Source organism: Amycolatopsis keratiniphila (genome assembly GCF_000400635.2).
Classification (GTDB): domain Bacteria; phylum Actinomycetota; class Actinomycetes; order Mycobacteriales; family Pseudonocardiaceae; genus Amycolatopsis; species Amycolatopsis keratiniphila.
This window is the reverse complement of record NC_021252.1, coordinates 7,204,857-7,220,627: the sequence shown is the minus strand read 5'-3', so window position 1 is coordinate 7,220,627 and position 15,771 is coordinate 7,204,857. Positions and strand designations below refer to the sequence as shown.

Sequence of the window (15,771 nt, the reverse complement as noted above, 5' to 3'; positions counted from 1 at the left end):
GACTAAATGCGGGCAAAGGGGCGGGCCCGCACCGTGCAGCATCGGTGCGGGCCCGCGGTTCGAAGGGGACGTCAGAAGGCCGCGGTGATCCGCGTGAAGTCCCAGTCGTTCTGTGCGATACCACTGCAGTTCTCGGCGACCCCGCCGTTCGGGCAGCCCCGGTCGCGGTTGGTCGACCAGAACGCGAGCCTGGCGATCTTGTTGGTCTTCGACCAGTTCGTGATCCGGGTCCACGTGTCGAGACTCGTGAGTTCCCGCTGGTCCGAGAGACCGTTCATCCCGCTGATGCCCAGGTGGGCGTACGCCGTGGCGTCGTTCCACCCGAAGGTCGACTTCAGCTTGTCCCGCAGGCCGTTCGCGGCGTTGATCGTGTTGCCGTACATGTCCGCGCCGCCATTGAAGTCGAACGGCATGATCGTGTAGACGTCGATTCCGGCGTTCAGCGCCTTCGACTGGTCGATCAGCCGCTGGCCCCAGAAGTTCGGGCCGGTGGTCGTCGTGCCGAAGGTGAGAATCGTCTGGATACCGGGGTTGTTCGCCTTCACGATCTTCAGCGCGTTCAGCACGCGGTCCTGCACGACCGCGTTCTCGAACTCGTCGGTGTTCTCGATGTCGATGTCGATCGCCTTGAGACCGTAGGCGTCGATCACCTTCTGGTAGGCGCCGGCGAGCGCTTCCGGCGTCGAGCAGTTCGGGCCGAGCTTGTTGCCGCTCCACCCGCCGAAGGACGGCACGATCTGCCCGCCCGCGGCCTTGATCTGCGCGATCGCGTTCGCGTCGACACCGCCCTGAAGCGGACGGCTGCCGTCCCAAGCCGGGTTGCAGCCACCGGACGACAGGATGAACGCCATCGTGAACCACTTGATCCCGGTCGCGTTCATGACCGTCTGCGGATTCGGCGGGCTGCCCCAGCCCATGTACAGATACGGCGCACCACGGCCGCCGGGCAGCGGCGGGTTGCTCGTGGTCGTCGTCGGGGAGGACGTGGTCGTCGTGCTGGTGGGGGTGGTCGGCGTCGTGGTCGTGCCGCCGCCAGGATCGCAGGAACCACCGTTGATCTTGCAGTTCGCCGGGGCGACGTAGCCCCCGGAGTACTTGACGTTGAACCCGAAACTGGTGCTGCCACCGTTGGAAAGGTTGCCGTTCCAGGTGTTCTTTACCGTCACGTGCTGTCCGGAGACCGAGTAGCTGCCGTCCCACAGCGAAGCGATCGAGTGCCCCGCGGGGAGGTCGAATTCGACCGTCCAGGCGGGAAGGCTCGAACCCGAGTTGTTGCTGATCGTGTACTTGCCCTCCCAGCCCGAGCCCCAATCGGAGCCCTTGCTGAAGGCGGCGCCGACGCCGCCGGCCGCGGAGGCCGGCGCGATCACGAGGACCGCGCCGGCCGTTGCGGCAGCGGCGGACAGGCCGATGGCCTGGATCCAAGTCCGCTTAGCCACTGTCAACCTCTCAGTTCAGGCCGTTGCGCATGGCCGTGACGAGCTCACCGTTGGAGGTGTCACCACTGAGTTCCCAGAAGAACGCGCCGCCGAGACCCTGGTTCTTGGTCCAGCCCATCTTTCCGTTGATGGTCGCGGGAGTGTCGTAGCTCCACCAGTTGTTGCCGCACTTCGCGTACGCGGTGCCCGCGATCGTGCCGGTCGACGGGCAGCTGTTCTTGAGGATCTTGTAGTCCTCGATGCCCGCCTCGTACGTGCCCGGTGCCGCACCGGTCGCGGTGCCGCCCGGGGCGTCCTGGGTGACGCCGGTCCAGCCTCGGCCGTAGAAACCGATACCCAGCAACAGTTTGCTCGCCGGGACACCCTTGGCCTTGAGCTTCTGGATGGCGTCGTCGGAGGTGAAGCCCTGCTGCGGGATGCCGGGGTAGGACGTCAGCGGCGAGTGCGGGGCCGTCGGGCCCTGCGCCGCCCAGGCGCCGAAGAAGTCGTACGTCATGACGTTGTACCAGTCGAAGTACGCCGACGCGGGGCCGTAGTCGGCGGCGTCGATCTTGCCGCCGCTGCTGGCGTCCGCGGTGATCGCGGCGGTGACCAGGAACGAGGAGCCGAACTTCGTGCGCAGCGCCTGTGCCACGTTCTTGATCGCGGCCGGGCCGCTGGTGTCACAGGTGAGACCGCAGGCGTTCGGGTATTCCCAGTCGATGTCGATACCGTCGAAGACGTCGGCCCAGCGCGGGTCCTTGATCAGCTTGTAGCAGGATTCCGCGAAGGCGGTGGGGTTCTTCGACGCCTGGCCGAAGCCGCCGGACCAGGTCCAGCCACCGAACGACCACAGCACCTTCAGGCCCGGGTACATCTTCTTCAGCTTGCGCAGCTGGTTGAAGTTACCGCGCAGCGAACCGGCGTCCCACGAGTCCGCGACACCGTCCACACTGGACGCGGCGTCGTAGAACTTGTCGTAGTCGGCGTAGGTGTCGTCGTTGGCGGTGCAGGAACCGTTGGTGACGTTGCCGAACGCGTAGTTGATATGCGTCAGCTTGGCCGCGGAACCGGAAGTGTGAATGTTCTTCACGTGGTAGTTACGGCCGTAGACGCCCCACTGCACGAAGTAGCCGAGGTTTTTCTTCGCGCCCGGGTTCGGGTTCGAAGTCGTGGTGGTCGGCGGGTTGCTCGTGCTGGTCGACGTCGGGGGATTGGACGTCGTGGTGGTCGGGGTGGTCGGCGTCGTGGTCGGGTTGCCGCCGCCCGGGTCGCAGGAGCCGCCGTTGATCTTGCAGTTGGTGGGCGCGGTGTAGGCGCCGGAGTACTTGACGTTGAACCCGAAACTGGTGCTGCCACCGTTGGAAAGGTTGCCGTTCCAGGTGTTCTTGACGGTCACGTGCTGGCCGGAGACGGTGTAGCTGCCGTCCCACAGCGAAGCGATCGAGTGGCCCGCCGCGAGGTCGAACTCGAGGGTCCAGGAGGTCAGGCTCGATCCCGAGTTGTTGGTGATCGTGTACTTGCCTTCCCAGCCGGACCCCCAGTCCGAACCCTTGGTCAGGGTGGCTCCGACCCCGCCCGCCGCGTTCGCGGGCACGGTCACCAGACCGACGGCCAGCGCCGCGACGGCCGTGAACAGGCCGACCAGATGCCATCTTTTTCTCGACATTTCACTCCTTACAACCCGGTGCCGGGAAATGATCTTGGAGATGATTTCGTCAAAGGGAAATCGGCGACATCGCGTTGCCTCGGCCGAAACCGGGCAGGCGGGGATGAGTCTTCATCGACCACCTCCATGCGGAACGCTTTGTTGCGGGAGACGGTACGTGGTCTGGACCAATATGGGAAGCATCACTACGTAGAGTGGTGATTTTCCTGCGAACGGCCTAATACGTTCGACAGCGTTAATCGTTCACTGGTCCGCCGCCGTTCAGCGGCGGAATTCGTCCATTTCGCCGAGCCGGGCGATATTCGCGGATTCGTCGGGGTCGGGCGCGACACCGGAAAGGAACACGTCGGTGATTTCGACGGCCACGTCGGGAGCGAGCCGCTTGAGGCTCAGTGCCAGCACGTTCGCGTCGTTCCACTTGCGCGCGCCCGCGGCGATCCAGGTGTCCCAGGCCAGCGCCGCGCGGACCCCGGGCACCTTGTTGGCGGCGATGGCCGTGCCGGTCCCGGTCCAGCACATCACCACGCCGAAATCGGCCTCGCCGTCCGCGACCGCCCGGCCCACCGCCGCACCGAGTTCGGGCCAGACGTCCGACACCGCCGGGCGCAGCACCTCGTGGCCCGCCTCGGCGAGGTAGGCCTGGACGGCGTCCGTGGTGGCGTTCCGGTCGTCGGCGGCGAAGGCGATCCTCATGTCCGGATCGTAACGCCGCGTCGACAGGTGACGAACCCGAAGTCATGGGAGGATCGCGGCGTGGACTCGTCTGCGGAGGAGCACCAGGTCCAGCGTGATCAGGAGATCGCACGGACACGGATCCTCGAAACCGCCGCCCGCCTGATCGGCGAGGCAGGCTTCGCCCGGCTCAAGATCGGCATGATCTGCGCCAGGACCGGCTATCCCAGCGGCGTCGTCTACCAGTTGTTCGGCTCGAAGGAGACGCTGGTGCAGCGGCTCGTCGAGTTCGCCGCGGAGAAGTTCGCCGACGCTTTCAGTGCCGCCGTCGCCACGCGGACCGGCGGGCTCACGCCCAGCCCGATGGACATGCTGCGTGCCCTGCTGGACATCTTCTTCGAGCTGCTCACCGACATGCCGCCGCTGAACCGGGCGTTCGTGGTGCTGTGGACGGACGCGACCGTCGGCGATCCGGCGGTGCGGTCGGCGATGACCGAGGCCGATCGGCGCTACCGGTTCGCCATCGCGCAGACCGTCGCCGCCGGGCTCGCGGACGGGTCCATCAGCGGCGTCCGGGACCCGGACGCGTACGCGGCGGCGCTGGTCGGGCAGCTGCGGGGGATCGCCGTGGCCTCGATCATCGACCCCGGTGGCATCGATCTGCGCGCCGTTCGCGCCGAGATGGAATACGCCGTGGACCGACTCGCCTAACCCGGACCCCGCCCCGCCGCCACCCTCAACGGACAGGCTTCGCCTGGCTGTCAGACCTTGGCCAGCTCGGCCGCGCCGAAGGACACGTTGAACCGGTCGCACCAGATCGTCACGCTCGAATAGCGCGCCAGATCGGTGCCCGCCGGCAGCGTGTAGTTCTGGCTTCCCTTGTTGCCCTTGAGTTTCCCGGCGCTCACGTACGCACCGTCGTCGAACACGGACCAGCCTGCCTTGCCGGGGATCACCGGCGCGTCGGTGAGCCAGACCCGCAGATCCGGGCCGTTGCTCGTGTCAAGGTTCTCGAGGCGCAGCACCAGCGATCCGTCGGCCGCGCGCAGGATCCGGACGTCGCCGGTGGTCGCGTGCTCGTGGCTGATCAGCGCGCCGGTCGCCACGACCGTGGGCTCTTTCGGGGCGGGCGTGGCACTTCCGGAGGTTTGAGTGGTGGGCTGGGCCGTCGTTTCGGCGACGGGTAAGGCCTCTTGGACCGTTTCGTTCACCCAGAGCTTCCACGGCTGGAACCAGTAGAGGCCGGCGGCCACCGCCACCACCAGTCCGGCCGCCACGACGGCGAGCACCCGCTTGCGTTTCATGCGTTCATTGAACCCCGTGCGGGGCCCGAAGCGCGGTTACCGAACTCTTACGGGTCACGTCTGGGTTTCGGTGGCTTGACCGGGTTCACGCCGCTTGACACGATTGCCGATCTGAAAAGGGCATATCGGACGGAGGCCCGCGATGGGTTCGGCGATGTTTTCCATCCTCCTGCCGGTAGCGCTGGCGCTCGTCATGTTCGGGCTGGGGCTGACCCTGACCGTCGGCGACTTCACGCGCGTGCTGAAGTACCCGAAGGCCGCGGTCATCGCGCTGGTGTGCCAGATGATCGTGCTGCCCGTGATCTGCGTCGGCCTCATCGTCCTCTTCGGTCTCGAAGGCGTGCTCGCGGTCGGCATGATGCTGCTCGTCGCCTCGCCCGGCGGAACGTCGGCGAACCTGTTCAGTCACCTCGCCGGCGGCGATGTCGCCCTGAACGTCACACTGACGGCGATCAACTCGGTGCTGGCCGTGTTCACCCTGCCACTGGTGGTGAGCCTGGCGATGGCCGAATTCCTCGACGGTGGCGCCTCGGTCGGGCTCCAGCCCGCGAAGTTCGTGCAGGTCTTCGCGATCGTGCTGATCCCGGTCGTGCTCGGCATGATCGTGCGGAGCCGGTTCACCGGCTGGGCCGAGCGGATGCGCAAACCGGTCAAGATCGGCTCCGCCGTGGTGCTCGTGCTGGTGATCGCGGCCGCGATCGCGCAGGAGTTCCGGACGCTGGTGGACAACATCGGCACGCTCGGGCCGGTGGCGCTGGCGCTTTCCGTGCTCAGCCTCGCGATCGGGTACTACGTGCCGCGACTGTTCCGGGTGGACCGCGGCCAGGCGATCGCTTCCGCCATGGAGATCGGTGTCCACAATGCCACCCTCGCGATCGCCGTGGCGTATTCCGTGCTCGGCGACAAGGCGATGGCCGTACCCGCCGGGGTCTACGGCGTGCTCATGTTCTTCCCCGCCGGGGTCGCGGCCTTCCTGTTGTCCCGCAGCCGGGAGAGCGCGCCGGTCTGAGCTAGTTTGGGGGCGTGGCGCGTTCCCCCATCGGTGACATCCTCGACGTGAACGGTGTCGCCGTCCATGTGCGTCAGGACGGCGCCGGGCCACCGGTGGTGTTGCTGCACGGGTATTGCGGGTCGGTGCACTGGTTCGACCGGCTCACTCTCGGCCTGTCCGCGGCGCATCACGTGATCCGGGTGGATCTGCTGGGGCACGGATGCACCGGTGGTTCGGCCGGGCTCGACGCGGTGTCGCAGGCGCGCATGGTGGCCGGTGTCCTCGATGCGCTGGGCGTCGAGGACGTCCTGGTCGCCGGTCACTCCTTCGGTGCGGATGTCGCCTTGGCGCTGGCCGAGATCTCGCCGCGAGTGGGTTCGGTCGTGGTGATCGGGCAGGCGCCGGATTACAGCTACGCGTCCTTTCCACCGGGGAGTCCGGTTCTGCTGCCGATGGTCAGCGCACTCGTGCGGCTTGTGGCTCACCGGCGGTGGATCCGATACGTTTCCCGGTTCCGCCGCACGGGCTGGTTCGGCGATCCCTTGCAGGACTTGGCCGATCACGCGGTCACCGCGCCCGCGATGGCGCGCGTGGTGCTCGTGGAGCGCGCGCGACTGCTCGCATTTCGTCCTCTGGATGCGCAAGTGGCGGCCCTGGGGTTGCCGTGCCTGGTGATTCTCGGGCGCCGGGACCGTTTTTACGACTGTGACAAGACTTTCGCGCGGTATTCGGCGGTCGGGGCCCGGGTGGAGGTCGTGGAGGGTGCCGGGCACTCGCCGTTCTTGGAGCGGCCGGGTGAGGTCGTTCGGTTGCTTCGGGAGTTCAGGGGGTCGTGAGTGGCAAGGACGGCTCTGATGGCCCGCTGCGACCGTGTGGATTTTGGGGCATCTAACGTCCCAAAATCCACACGGCCGCGGCGGCGAACCTCGAGCCGAGATGTCGCCGGAATTCGGCAACAGTTCCGTCACGCGGACTGTAACGCGCAAGATTCCTTCGACGACCGACTTCCTGTCACGCTCAGTCGTTCCGGAGGGGAAATGACCCAGTACGTAAAGAAGCCCGTCACCTACCACGCCATCAAGTACGCCGGAGACGTAGAATCGTTCAAGGCCGCGCTTGCCGCGGCTTCCACCCAGGTCGGTTTCGAGGTCTTCGCCGGAGTCAATCACTTGGTCGTACGATGCGGAGCTACCGCGTTCACTGAGATGGTCGAAATCTGGCCGAATCAGTACTTGGTTTTCGGTGAGTCGCAGGCGGAAAAGCCATATGCGAGTGACTTGTCAGGTCTGGCGCCGTATGGCGATGTCTACGTGACGGCGAGTGGCGGTGAGCCGGGGCAAGGCGCTGACGGGACAGTGCAGTACTTTACTCATCGTCCGGGTAAAATCGCCGCGATCGAATGGACGGGCGCGAACTTCTCGGCCGTTCAAGAGTTCTGCTCGAGCTGGGGAATGGAAGTCGTGAACAACAGCGACGGAACCATCAGTGTCACCGGAGGAACGGGAGTGGGCGACCACATTCCCGCCGGGTATTGGATCTCCAACGGCTTGGCGATGGCGACTCCGTCGGCGCAACTGAATCAGGGGTACGTGAGGCTGCCGGGGGACGGTGCAGGGCCGTACCAGTACGACATCCGGCTGAGTTAGTTCCCACGTTCGGCGGCGGGGGCGACGACGGTGAACCGGCATCGCCCCCGCCACGATCCCCTCAATTGCTTGCGTCCCCGATCGCCTTGTCCAGCACCGCCAGCCCCTCCGCCAGTTCGTCTTCGGTGGCCGTCAGCGGGGGAGCGATCCGGAAGACCCCGCCCATCCCCGGTAACTGCACGATGTTCATGTGCAGCCCCAGTTCGAGGCAGCGTCGCGTGACCAGCGCGCCCAGTTCGTCGGAACTCCGTTTCGTGGCGCGGTCCACGACGAGTTCGACGCCGACCAGCAGGCCCCGTCCCCGGATGTCGCCGACGACGGGATGACGGGCGGCGATGTCGTCGAGGCCGCGGCGGAGGAAGGCGCCCAGCTCGGTGGCGCGTTCGTCGAGGCGGTCGCGGGTCAGGACGTCGAGCACGGTGTTCCCGACGGCCGCCACCAGCGGGTCCGCGACGTGCGTGGTGAAGAACAGATAGCCGCGGTCGTGCGCCTCCTGCTCGATTTCCGCGCTCGTGATCACCGCCGCCAGCGGGAGACCGGCGCCCAGCGTCTTGGACAGCGTGAGGATGTCCGGGACGACGCCGTCGCGTTCGAAGGCGTACCAGTTTCCCGTGCGGCATAAGCCGGTCTGCGCCTCGTCGAGGATCAGCAGCATCCCGCGTTCACGGCATTTCTCTTGCAGGGCGGCGAAATAGCCCACCGGCGGCTCGATGATCCCGCCGGAGCTGAGGATCGGCTCGACGATGCACGCCGCGAGACTGCCGACGGACTGGGCGTCGATCAGCTCGAATCCGAAGTCCAGCTGGCGTTTCCAGTCCAGTTCCCCGTCCGGGCCGGTGAAATCCGGCCGATACGAGTTCGGCGAGGGAATGGCGAAGTTGCCGGGCGCGGTCGGGCCGTAACCCTTGCGGCCCGCGCTGTAGGTCGCGTTCGCGGCCGCTTGCGTCATCCCGTGCCACGACCGGGCGAACGACACGATCTCGTGCTTCCCGGTCACCAGTTTCGCCATCCGGATCGCGGCCTCGTTCGACTCCGCGCCGGTGGTCAGCAGCAGCGCCTTCTCCAGCGGCGACGGCAGGGTCTCCGCCAGCCGTCGCGCGAGGTCGACGACGGGGCGGCTCAGCATCCCGCTGAACAGATGGTCCAGCGAGCCGATCTGCCGCCGCACGGTCTCGACGATCTCCGGATGCGAATGCCCGAGGATCGCGCTCATCTGCCCGGAGGTGAAGTCGAGGATCCGCCGCCCGGACTCGGTGAACAGGTAGCTCCCGGCGGCGTGGTCGATGATCTCGCGGGTGAAATCGCCGGCCCCGGCGTAGCGCACGAGGTGCCGGTCGGCGTCGGCCCAGAAACGGTCGGTGGTGGACAGGTCGGTGAGGGGAGCAGCCATGTTCCGACGGTAAGCCGGTGCCGAGCGACACGTCCAGCTCACGATTCCGGCTGTGCTGTTCGGCTGATCCGTACAACAATGGGTGCCATGCTCAACCCGTGGAGGCTCAGCCTGCTGAGCAGGCTCGACACGCTCGGCACCGTCCGCGCGGTCGCGAAGGCGGCCAACCTGAGCGCGTCGAGCGTGTCCCAGCAGCTCGCGGTCCTGGAGGCCGAGACCCGCACGCAACTGCTGGAACGCACCGGCCGCCGCGTCCGGCTGACCCCGGCCGGGCGCATGCTGGCGCGCCGGGCGCGAGCGATCCTCGACCACATGGACACCGTCGAGGCCGAGTTGCGCGGTCTCGGCGAGGGGCCCGCGGGGAACGTCCGACTCGGCGCCTTCCAGAGCGCGATCCACACCATCGCCGTTCCCGCGGTGAACCGGCTGGCCCGGTCGCATCCGAGCCTCCAGATCGAACTGCTCGAACTCGAACCGCACGTCAGCATGCCCGCGCTCCGGGTCGGCGACGCCGACGTCATCATCACGACCACGGACTTCGTCGAGCAGCCGCTCGGGCCGGACATCGACCTGGTGCCGCTCGCGACCGACCCGATCGTGCTCGTCGTCCCGCCCGGTCATCCGGCCGCGGGCCGGGGTCCCGCCGACCTCGCCGCCTACGCGAGCGAGCCCTGGGCGTTCGACATCCCCCAGTCGTACATGGCGAACCTCGCCACCCGGCTCTGCCGCGAAGCCGGTTTCGAGCCGCGCGTGATCGCCCGGTTCAGCAACTACATGATGACCTTGCAGCACGTCGAGGCCGGGCTTTCGATCGCGCTCCTGCCCGGCCTCGCCGTCGACAAGCGTTACCGCGTCGCCACCCGCGAGCTCGCGACGCCGGTCGATCGCTCCATCACCGCGGCGATCAGGCGCGGGTCCGCGCCTCGCGCCGCGGTCGACCTGGTTCTCGAGGCGATCCGGAGCCATCCGGAACTGCCGCTGTGAACCCGTGCCGTCGCGCCACCAGCACCACGGCCAGCGTCGGCACGAGCAGCACCAGGACACTCCACGGGAACGACTCGGCACCGAAACCGTCGAGGAGGACGCCGCCGGCGATCCCGCCGCCCGCCATCGCTGCGTTCCACAGGGTGACCAGCATGGCCTGCGCGATGTCCGCCGCGCCGCCCTTGTCACCCGCCCGCGCGGCGGCGGTCTGCAGGAGTGTCGGGATGCCACCCCAGCCGAGCCCCCACAGCGTCGCCGCGATGTAGACCAGAGCCGGGTTTTCGCCCTGTAGAGCCAAAATGGTCGCCCCGAGCGCCACGAGCACGGTGCCCGCGACGGTCAGTGCCCGCAGCCGCCGGTCGATGTGGACGCCGACGAGCCAGATGCTGACCATCGAAGCCAGCCCGAACACCAGCAGGATCCGATCGACCGAGCCGCCCATCGACACGTGTTCGAGGAAGGTGGCGATGTAGGTGTAGAGGATGTTGTGCGCCAGCACGAAGGTCAGCGTCACGAACAGCACCGCGGCGACGCCGGGCACGGCGAGGGTCTTGCGCACCGGGAGCCTGCCGCTCTTGTCCTGCCCGGGGAAATCGGGCACGCCCACCGCGATCCAGCCCAGCAGGCCGAGCGCGAGCACCGACATCAGGGAGAACGTCACCTGCCAGCCGAAGACGCCGCCCAGGAACGTGCCGGCCGGGATGCCGAGCGAGAGCGCGAGCGGGATACCGGTCATCACGATGGCGATCGCCTTGCCCTGCACCGGCTCCGGCGCCAGCCGCCGGGCGTAACCGGCCAGCAGCGCCCACACGACGCCCGCCGCGATCCCGGCGACGAACCGCGCGCCGAGGGTCAGGGGATAGTTCGTGGACACCGCCGTGACCGTGTTGGCGACGGCGAACCCGGCCACTCCGGCCAGGAGCAAGCGTTTGCGCCGCCAGCCCGCGGTCGCGGCGGAGAGCGGGATCGCGGTCAGTGCGGTGCCGATCGCGTACACCGTCACCAGCTGCCCGGTCGCGGCTTCACCGACGCCGAGCCCGGCGCTCATCGCGGGCAGCACGCCTGCGGGCAGTGCCTCGGTCAGGACGGTGACGAACGCCGCCGTGGTCAGCGCGAGCAGCGCGCCGAGCGGGAGTTTCGAAGTCATGGTCCGTATGCTCGAACCATCACATAGATGTGAAGGTCAAGTCGGCAGGGGTGAGGTGGCGCACATGCGGATCGGGGAGCTGGCGGAGCGGACGGGGACGTCGCGCCGTCTGCTGCGGTACTACGAAGAGCAGGGTCTCATCGTCTCGGAGCGGCTGGCCAACGGCTACCGCGACTACGCCGAACCTTCGGTCGACCGGGTCATCCAGGTCCGCGGCCTGCTCGACGCCGGGCTGCCGACCAGGATCATCAAGCAGATCCTGCCGTGCCTGGACAAACCCCGGCAGATCTACTTCCCGGACGCGACCGCGGAGATGCTCGAAACCCTGGAGGCCGAGCGGGACCGGATGACCCGGCGGGCCGAATGCCTGCTCCGCAACCGGGACGCCATCACCGAATATCTCGACGCGGTCCGCGCCTACGATCCCGCTTCCTGAGCCGGAAGGGACTTTCCTCGCATCGGTCTTGACAGGCTGAGAAAGCGCTTTCAGGATGTGGGCAGGAAAGCGCTTTCAAAGGAGAACGGATGACCACGCGGAAACTCGGCGTCGTGATGAACGGCGTCACCGGGCGGATGGGCTATCGGCAGCACCTGGTGCGCTCGGTCCTGGCGATCAGGGAGGCCGGCGGGGTCGAGCTGGCCGACGGTTCGCGGATCCAGCTGGAGCCGGTCCTGGTGGGGCGCAACGCGGACAAGCTCGAAGAGATCGCCACCCGGCACGGGCTGACCCGCTGGACCACCGACCTCGACGCCGCGCTCGGCGACGAAGACCTCCCGCTCTACTTCGACGCGCAGCTGACCGCGGTGCGCGAGAAGTCGATCGTCCGCGCCATCGACGCGGGCAAGCACATCTACACCGAGAAGCCGGTGGCCGAGTCGGTCGAAGGCGCGCTCGCGCTGGCGAAGCACGCCGAGACGGCCGGGGTCAAGAACGGTGTCGTCCACGACAAGCTGTACCTGCCCGGCCTGCTCAAGCTGAAGCGCCTGATCGACAGCGGTTTCTTCGGCGAGATCCTTTCCGTGCGCGGCGAGTTCGGTTACTGGGTGTTCGAGGGCGACTGGCAGGCCGCACAGCGTCCCAGTTGGAACTACCGCGCCGAAGACGGCGGCGGCATCGTCGTCGACATGTTCTGCCACTGGAACTACGTGCTGGAGAACCTCTTCGGCGCCGTCAACGCCGTGACCGCGAAGGCCGTCACCCACATCCCGGAGCGCGTCGACGAGAAGGGCGACCGGTACGCGGCCACGGCCGACGACTCCGCGTACGCGATTTTCGAGCTCGAAGGCGGGGTCATCGCCCAGCTCAACTCGTCCTGGTGCGTGCGGGTCCACCGCGACGAACTGGTGGAGTTCCAGGTCGACGGCACCAAGGGCAGCGCGGTCGCCGGCCTGCACAAATGCGTCATCCAGCCGAGGGAGGCCACGCCGAAGCCGGTGTGGAACCCGGACCTGGCGGAGACGCAGTCCTATCGGTCGCAGTGGCAGGAAGTCCCGGACAACGAGGACTTCGGCAACGGTTTCCGCGCCCAGTGGGAGCAGTTCGTCCGCCACGTCGTGGACGACGCCCCGCACCCGTACGACTTCATGGCGGGGGTGCGCGGTATCAGGCTCGCGGAAGCCGGCCTCGAGTCCTCGCGGGAGGGCCGCCGGATCTCGCTGGGCTAGCGCCCGAAAACCGCTCTCGGGTCCTCGGCGATCAGCACCGAGATCTCCCGGATCTTGCGGTTCGTGTGCTGTGACGCCTCGGTGAGCCAGCGAAAGGCCTCGTCGGCGTTCAGCTCCAGACGTGCCATCACGATTCCCTTCGCGGTGGCGATGGCGTCCCTGGTCTCCAGCGCGGCGACCAGGGTCTCCGCCTGCCGTTCGGCGGCGGCCCAGCGTGAAGCGGTCAGGATGATCGCCGAGATCGCCGAGGTGAACATCGCGACCAGGGCCGCCTCCACCGGATCGAAGGCGTTCTCCTGGAAGCTCCAGATGTTGAGCGCGCCGGACAGCGGCTCGGTCTCACGCCGCTTGAAGTGGGACTCGCCCGGGACGAACAACGGGCAGGACAGCGAGGTCCGCACGCCGAGCTGTTCGGCGGTCGCGGCGAAGTCCGGCCAGCGTGCGGCCGCGTCGGCGTCCAGCAGGGTCCGGACGATCGTGCCGCTCTCGGCGGCCTTCAGGCACGGGCCCTCGTCCGCGCTGTACTGCGCCTTGTCCAGAGGGAGCAGGGACTCGTCGGTGGAGGCGACGGTGCTCGGTTCGCCGTCGGAGTACAGCGTGACCGTGGCCGCGTCCGCTCCGGGCAGCAGGCCGACCACCTTCTTCGCCACCCGTTCCAGCAACTCGTCGCGGGGCTCGTCGAGCCGCATCGACTCCGTGAGTTCCCGCAACGCCGAAGCGGTGTCGCGAAACTGATCCATCGTGGCCCTTTCCCTCGGACGGCGGATTTCGCCGTCCACCAAGAACGTACTCGTTCCGGCTAGCCGGGCATTGGCCGATTCGGGCTAACCCGGGGCCGGTAACCCGCCGGTTCGGTGGTCATCAGGCCTTCGCCGTGGGTGAGCCCGGGCAGGTGCTGCTCGAACCGGGCGACCTCGCCGAGCGGGAGCAGGCCCGTCAGCTCGGCCCGGTCACCGCGCACCACCGAGCCGGTGACGGTCCCGCCGCCTTCGACCAGCCGGGAAAGCGTCGCGGTCACGGAGCCGGCGGGCAGTTCCACCTCGATCCGGCTGACCGGTTCGAGCACCTCGGTCCCCGCGTCCCGCAGCGCCTCTGCCAGCACGAACGGGGTGACCTGGCGGAAATCACCCGCCGCGCTGACCGGGCTGAAGTAACCGGTATGGGTGACGGTCACCACGCAATCGATCACCTCCCTGCCGGTCGGGCCGCGCCGCAGTGTCGCGTCGACGGTCTCCTCGATGGCCTTGTGGAAGGCGAGCGGGAGGGAGCCGAGTTCGACGTCGAGGCCGAAGGTCAGGCCCGACCCCGGGGCGCCGGGGCCGACCCGGAGCCCGACCGTGGCGAAGTACGGATTCCGCTTCTCCGTGATGAACCACACCGAATGTCCCGTGCCGATCGGCCGTTCGACACACACTGGCCGGGTGAGGCTGAAGCCGACATCGAGGCCGTGCTCAGCGGCGAGCGTCTCCGCGATGATCTCCTTCTGCACTTCGCCGTAGAGCCGCACCGAGATCCGGCGGGTCTCGTCGTCCTGCCGGACGGTGATCAGCGGATCCTGCTCCGCCAGCTCCTGCAGGGCGGTGAACACCGACGCGGTCTCGGCGGGTTCGGCCGGAATGACCACGGTTTCCAGGGCGGGCGGCGGAAACCGCGTGGACGCGCGCTCGTCTTCGGGGACACCGACGAGGTCGCCGATCCGGATCTCCTTGAGCCCGGTGACCTTGGCGATCTGCCCGGCCTGCGCGCGGCCCTCGGCGGTCTCGTCGCCGAGTTCGAAGACGCGTACCGCGCTCACCTTCGCCTCCGCCGTGAACGTCCCGCCCGGGCGGTGGAACCGGACGTGGTCCCGTGCGCCGAGCTCGCCGGAGAACACGCGGACATAAGCGATCTTCTCGTGCGCGCGGCCGCGTTCGATCTTGAACACCGCGGCGCGCAACCGGTGGTCGGGCGCTACTTTTCCAGCGCCGCCAAGGAATTCGCGGATACCCGAAGTCAGCTCGGCGATCCCTTCGCCGCTGCGCGCGGAGCCGAAGAAGACGGGGGAGACCACGCCGAGCCGGGTCTGGCGGACGATCTCGTCCTGGTAGTCCTCGGCCGTCAAGGTGTCTTCGAGATACGCGGTGAGGAAGGCGTCGCTGTGCTCGGCGAGCTGCTCGGCCTGCCCGGACGACGGCGAGAGCGGCCGGACCTTCGCGGTCGCCGTACCGATGCCGTCGACTTCGGACATCGGCACGCAAGCGACACCGAGGCGTTCGGCGAGGTCGGCGAGGAGGCCTTCGTGGCGGGCGCCCGCCCGGTCGATCTTGTTGACGAAGATCAGCACGGGGATCCGCAACCGTTTGAGCGCGCGCATGAGCACCCGGGTCTGTGCCTGCACGCCCTCGACGGCGGACACGACGAGGACGACACCGTCGAGCACCCGCAGCGCGCGTTCGACCTCGGCGATGAAGTCCGGGTGGCCGGGGGTGTCGATCAGGTTGACGCGCAGGTCGCCGACGCGGAAGGCCACGACGGCCGAGCGGATGGTGATGCCGCGACGGCGTTCCAGGTCCATCGTGTCGGTGCGGGTGTCCCCGGCGTCGACGCGGCCGAGGGTGCCGATGGCACCGGTGTGATGGAGCAGGCGCTCCGTCAGGCTCGTCTTACCGGCGTCGACGTGGGCGAGGATTCCGAGGTTCAGGTACTCCATGGATGAACGGCTCCAGGGCTGTCGAAAGGTCCATACGGCTCGGGGACTCGACAGCTCGGCGCACGCCGTTCTCCTTCTTTCCGGGAAAGCACCTGGTCGGGCCGGACGTTAGCAGCGTGTTTCCGGCCGGTCACGCGATTTAGCCCCGGCCGTTGACTTGCGGCGCCGTATGGGCTGTAATTCTTGAACATTTCAG

15 protein-coding genes are annotated in these 15,771 nt (G+C 67.8%); 7 read left to right on the top strand and 8 right to left on the bottom strand.

Features of this window, described 5'->3' with window-relative positions:
• Positions 1–71: 71 nt before the first annotated feature.
• From AORI_RS73130 to AORI_RS73120, 3 genes are all read right to left on the bottom strand, one after another.
• Entirely contained in the window at positions 72–1,412 is a 1,341-nt protein-coding gene (locus AORI_RS73130) for a cellulose binding domain-containing protein (protein ID WP_200871022.1), read from the bottom strand.
• A 37-nt stretch (positions 1,413–1,449) separates the two neighbouring features.
• Positions 1,450–3,087 carry a glycosyl hydrolase family 18 protein gene (locus tag AORI_RS73125; RefSeq protein ID WP_016336717.1) on the bottom strand — a complete coding sequence of 546 codons (1,638 nt, stop codon included), beginning with the start codon at positions 3,085–3,087 and terminating at the stop codon, positions 1,450–1,452.
• A gap of 261 nt (positions 3,088–3,348) precedes the next feature.
• Positions 3,349–3,780 (bottom strand): RpiB/LacA/LacB family sugar-phosphate isomerase, encoded by a 432-nt coding sequence (locus AORI_RS73120; RefSeq protein ID WP_016336715.1) that lies wholly within the window; start codon positions 3,778–3,780, stop codon positions 3,349–3,351.
• A gap of 60 nt (positions 3,781–3,840) precedes the next feature.
• On the opposite strand from AORI_RS73120, the gene AORI_RS73115 reads away from it, so the two are divergent.
• On the top strand, positions 3,841–4,470 hold the full coding sequence (locus tag AORI_RS73115) for a TetR/AcrR family transcriptional regulator (protein WP_016336714.1): 630 nt from the start codon (positions 3,841–3,843) through the stop codon (positions 4,468–4,470).
• Between the two features lie 50 nt (positions 4,471–4,520).
• Here the strand turns inward: AORI_RS73115 and AORI_RS73110 are convergent, their stop codons facing one another.
• Entirely contained in the window at positions 4,521–5,063 is a 543-nt protein-coding gene (locus AORI_RS73110) for a DM13 domain-containing protein (RefSeq protein WP_016336713.1), read from the bottom strand.
• Between the two features lie 154 nt (positions 5,064–5,217).
• On the opposite strand from AORI_RS73110, the gene AORI_RS73105 reads away from it, so the two are divergent.
• The 3 genes from AORI_RS73105 to AORI_RS73095 all read left to right on the top strand — a co-directional run bounded on the left by AORI_RS73105 (position 5,218) and on the right by AORI_RS73095 (position 7,700).
• Positions 5,218–6,072: a bile acid:sodium symporter family protein gene (locus AORI_RS73105; protein ID WP_267283965.1), complete on the top strand. Its 855-nt coding sequence runs from the start codon at positions 5,218–5,220 to the stop codon at positions 6,070–6,072.
• Between the two features lie 14 nt (positions 6,073–6,086).
• A complete protein-coding gene (locus AORI_RS73100) occupies positions 6,087–6,890 on the top strand; it encodes an alpha/beta fold hydrolase (RefSeq protein WP_016336711.1) in 804 nt (267 codons plus the stop codon).
• 201 nt (positions 6,891–7,091) lie between these two features.
• On the top strand, positions 7,092–7,700 hold the full coding sequence (locus AORI_RS73095) for a hypothetical protein (protein ID WP_016336710.1): 609 nt from the start codon (positions 7,092–7,094) through the stop codon (positions 7,698–7,700).
• A gap of 61 nt (positions 7,701–7,761) precedes the next feature.
• Here the strand turns inward: AORI_RS73095 and AORI_RS73090 are convergent, their stop codons facing one another.
• Positions 7,762–9,090 carry an aspartate aminotransferase family protein gene (locus AORI_RS73090; RefSeq protein WP_016336709.1) on the bottom strand — a complete coding sequence of 443 codons (1,329 nt, stop codon included), beginning with the start codon at positions 9,088–9,090 and terminating at the stop codon, positions 7,762–7,764.
• Between the two features lie 87 nt (positions 9,091–9,177).
• Between AORI_RS73090 and AORI_RS73085 the strand changes: the two genes are divergently transcribed.
• Complete coding sequence (locus AORI_RS73085) at positions 9,178–10,074, top strand: LysR family transcriptional regulator (protein WP_043849128.1); 897 nt, start codon at positions 9,178–9,180, stop codon at positions 10,072–10,074.
• Here the strand turns inward: AORI_RS73085 and AORI_RS73080 are convergent.
• On the bottom strand, positions 9,995–11,221 hold the full coding sequence (locus AORI_RS73080) for an MFS transporter (protein ID WP_016336708.1): 1,227 nt from the start codon (positions 11,219–11,221) through the stop codon (positions 9,995–9,997). The genes AORI_RS73085 and AORI_RS73080 overlap by 80 nt on opposite strands.
• A gap of 64 nt (positions 11,222–11,285) precedes the next feature.
• On the opposite strand from AORI_RS73080, the gene AORI_RS73075 reads away from it, so the two are divergent.
• Both AORI_RS73075 and AORI_RS73070 read left to right on the top strand, forming a co-directional pair.
• Positions 11,286–11,657: a MerR family transcriptional regulator gene (locus AORI_RS73075; protein ID WP_016336707.1), complete on the top strand. Its 372-nt coding sequence runs from the start codon at positions 11,286–11,288 to the stop codon at positions 11,655–11,657.
• Positions 11,658–11,746: 89 nt separating this feature from the next.
• Entirely contained in the window at positions 11,747–12,886 is a 1,140-nt protein-coding gene (locus tag AORI_RS73070; protein ID WP_016336706.1) for a Gfo/Idh/MocA family protein, read from the top strand.
• On the opposite strand, the gene AORI_RS73065 is transcribed toward AORI_RS73070, so the two are convergent.
• Complete coding sequence (locus tag AORI_RS73065; RefSeq protein WP_043848341.1) at positions 12,883–13,626, bottom strand: GAF and ANTAR domain-containing protein; 744 nt, start codon at positions 13,624–13,626, stop codon at positions 12,883–12,885. The genes AORI_RS73070 and AORI_RS73065 overlap by 4 nt on opposite strands.
• Before the next feature lie 59 nt (positions 13,627–13,685).
• Positions 13,686–15,575: an elongation factor G gene (locus tag AORI_RS73060; protein ID WP_016336704.1), complete on the bottom strand. Its 1,890-nt coding sequence runs from the start codon at positions 15,573–15,575 to the stop codon at positions 13,686–13,688.
• Positions 15,576–15,771 lie beyond the last annotated feature (196 nt).

What these genes read in the sequence shown, in the direction of transcription:
- AORI_RS73125 (WP_016336717.1), bottom strand. Translation starts at nt 3,087, where the DNA reads ATGTCGAGAAAAAGATGGCATCTGGTCGGCCTGTTCACGGCCGTCGCG.
- AORI_RS73120 (WP_016336715.1), bottom strand. Translation starts at nt 3,780, where the DNA reads ATGAGGATCGCCTTCGCCGCCGACGACCGGAACGCCACCACGGACGCC.
- AORI_RS73110 (WP_016336713.1), bottom strand. Translation starts at nt 5,063, where the DNA reads ATGAAACGCAAGCGGGTGCTCGCCGTCGTGGCGGCCGGACTGGTGGTG.
- AORI_RS73105 (WP_267283965.1), top strand. Translation starts at nt 5,218, where the DNA reads ATGTTTTCCATCCTCCTGCCGGTAGCGCTGGCGCTCGTCATGTTCGGG.
- AORI_RS73095 (WP_016336710.1), top strand. Translation starts at nt 7,092, where the DNA reads ATGACCCAGTACGTAAAGAAGCCCGTCACCTACCACGCCATCAAGTAC.
- AORI_RS73090 (WP_016336709.1), bottom strand. Translation starts at nt 9,090, where the DNA reads ATGGCTGCTCCCCTCACCGACCTGTCCACCACCGACCGTTTCTGGGCC.
- AORI_RS73085 (WP_043849128.1), top strand. Translation starts at nt 9,178, where the DNA reads ATGCTCAACCCGTGGAGGCTCAGCCTGCTGAGCAGGCTCGACACGCTC.
- AORI_RS73080 (WP_016336708.1), bottom strand. Translation starts at nt 11,221, where the DNA reads ATGACTTCGAAACTCCCGCTCGGCGCGCTGCTCGCGCTGACCACGGCG.
- AORI_RS73075 (WP_016336707.1), top strand. Translation starts at nt 11,286, where the DNA reads ATGCGGATCGGGGAGCTGGCGGAGCGGACGGGGACGTCGCGCCGTCTG.
- AORI_RS73070 (WP_016336706.1), top strand. Translation starts at nt 11,747, where the DNA reads ATGACCACGCGGAAACTCGGCGTCGTGATGAACGGCGTCACCGGGCGG.
- AORI_RS73065 (WP_043848341.1), bottom strand. Translation starts at nt 13,626, where the DNA reads ATGGATCAGTTTCGCGACACCGCTTCGGCGTTGCGGGAACTCACGGAG.
- AORI_RS73060 (WP_016336704.1), bottom strand. Translation starts at nt 15,575, where the DNA reads ATGGAGTACCTGAACCTCGGAATCCTCGCCCACGTCGACGCCGGTAAG.